1 protein-coding gene and 1 pseudogene are annotated in these 2,119 nt (G+C 34.6%); one reads left to right on the plus strand and one right to left on the minus strand.

The genetic code is table 11. The annotated features are described in order from the left end of the window. A partial coding sequence (locus ABZA26_RS13565) for a glycosyltransferase (protein WP_372715032.1) occupies window positions 1–1,518 on the plus strand: 1,518 nt, incomplete at its 5' end. A 312-nt stretch (window positions 1,519–1,830) separates the two neighbouring features. Here the strand turns inward: ABZA26_RS13565 and ABZA26_RS13570 are convergent. After that, window positions 1,831–2,119: pseudogene (locus ABZA26_RS13570) on the minus strand (16S rRNA pseudouridine(516) synthase); the annotation flags it as partial.

Consider the following 2,119-nt stretch of genomic DNA (forward strand, 5'->3'; position numbering starts at 1 on the left):
ACTCTAAATTTGGAAAAAAATGTTGTTTTTCATAATAAATTTGTGGACCCAGAAACCCTTATAAGGTATATAAAAACATCTACTATATATTCTATACCATATTTAAACAGAGAACAGATAACTTCCGGGACATTAGCATATGCTCTTGGATCAGGAGCGGCAGTGGTGTCTACGCCGTTTTGGCATGCTGAAGAACTCTTAGCAGAAGGCAGAGGGATATTAGTACCATTTAGAGATTCAGAGAGCTTAGCTAGAGAAATAAATATGTTGTTAGCAGATTCAGACAAGCGTCAAAATATCAGAAGAAAGGCTTACAATTACGCTAGATCCATGATTTGGTCGGAGGTTGCCAAGAGTTACCTGGAGGTCATAGTGGAGTGCAAGGAGAAAAAGAATATCAGTATACCTTCTAAAAAAAAAAATAGAGGATATAAAGCAGAGGACACAATAGGCCCGAAAAAGATATCTTATGAATTACCCGAGATAAACTTGTCTCATTTGAAAATATTGACAGATGATACAGGGATACTCCAACATGCGAAATATACTATTCCAGATTTGAATCACGGATATTGTCTAGATGATAATGCCAGGGCACTGATCGTTGTATCGATGTATTACAACCTTAAAAAAGATAAGAATATATATCCTTTTATTAAGAAATATTTAGCTTTTTTAAATTATTCCTTTGATGAAAAGACAAATAGATTTGCAAACTTAATGTCTTACGACAGAAGGTGGCAGGAAAATATAGGCAGTGAAGATTCTCACGGAAGAGCCCTTTGGGCACTGGGAGTTACAATTAAAAATATAATGGATAAATCTATCCGTTCCATCGCTATGGAACTGTTCATATCTGCACTTTCTGTGGTGAGAGATTTCACTTCTCCTAGAGCTTGGGCTTTTACAGTACTGGGCCTATCGGCATATATAGAAGTAAATTCAGAAGATTTGGAAAAAAAATTAATTCAGAGAATTTTAGCTGAAAAAATTCATAATTTATATAAGAATACAGCAACCGGAGACTGGCTCTGGTGTGAGGAAACTATTACATACTCGAATGGAATTTTACCCCACGCTTTAATATTAACCGGGGAGAGTATGGATGATAAGGATATGTATAATACAGGAATTCAGTCTCTGAAATGGTTACTGGAAATTCAAACTGACCAAGAGGGTCATCTTTCTATAATAGGAAATGAGGGATGGTTTGCCAGAGATAGAGAAAAAATTGACTTTGGTCAGCAGCCGGTAGAGGCTATGTGCTTACTCAATGCTTGCTTACATGTATATAAAACTACAAAGAATCCATGGTGGCTAAATGAAGGGAAAAAATGTATGGGCTGGTTTTTGGGAGAGAATGATCTGAAAACCCCTATATATAACTATGATGATGGCGGGTGCAGAGATGGATTAGATTCTCATGGAGTAAGCAAAAATCAAGGGGCTGAATCGACATTGGCTGGATTAATATCCTTGATTAAAATTCATGAGATAGAAGATGAGAGTTTTGAGTAATATTTAATAGAGTATTGCAGATATTGTATAGGGGCTCCAGCTGGAGCCCCTATTTAGATTAAATATAAACTATTATCTGTATTTTAATGCCATATGCTCTGTAAAGGTTTTTTAAGTACTTAAAGACAATATTTTATTTATTTTCAATTGGAATTATTAATGAAGATATCGTCTAGAACGCAAGATGTAGGTCTTTAAGAAAAAATTAGTTTTTTCCACGGCAGTTAATCTCTTCAGAGGAACAGCAGGCTGTGTACCTTCAAATTTTAGAATTGCGAAATTAAATTTATCGATCTTTTTATCGGTGATTTTCTATAAAATGATATCATTTAAAAATATCTCTTTTAACTCCCCAGGTTTCATGTCTTCAATGGTAAGATTTCCAAATTTTACTCTTTTTAAGTAAGAAACTTTATTTTTTGTGGCTCCTACCATTTTTTTTACCTGGTGATATTTACCCTCTTGAATAGTAAGGAATATTTTATCCTGTTCTATATACTGAACTTTTGCAGGAAGACATAGATGCGTTCCTATATCAATACCATTTTCCAGGTCTTTAATATCTTCCGTAGAGATAGGTCTGTCGAGCTCCACATAATAT

Origin of the sequence: Ilyobacter sp. (assembly GCF_041583315.1) — a bacterium.
Lineage (GTDB): Bacteria > Fusobacteriota > Fusobacteriia > Fusobacteriales > Fusobacteriaceae > Ilyobacter.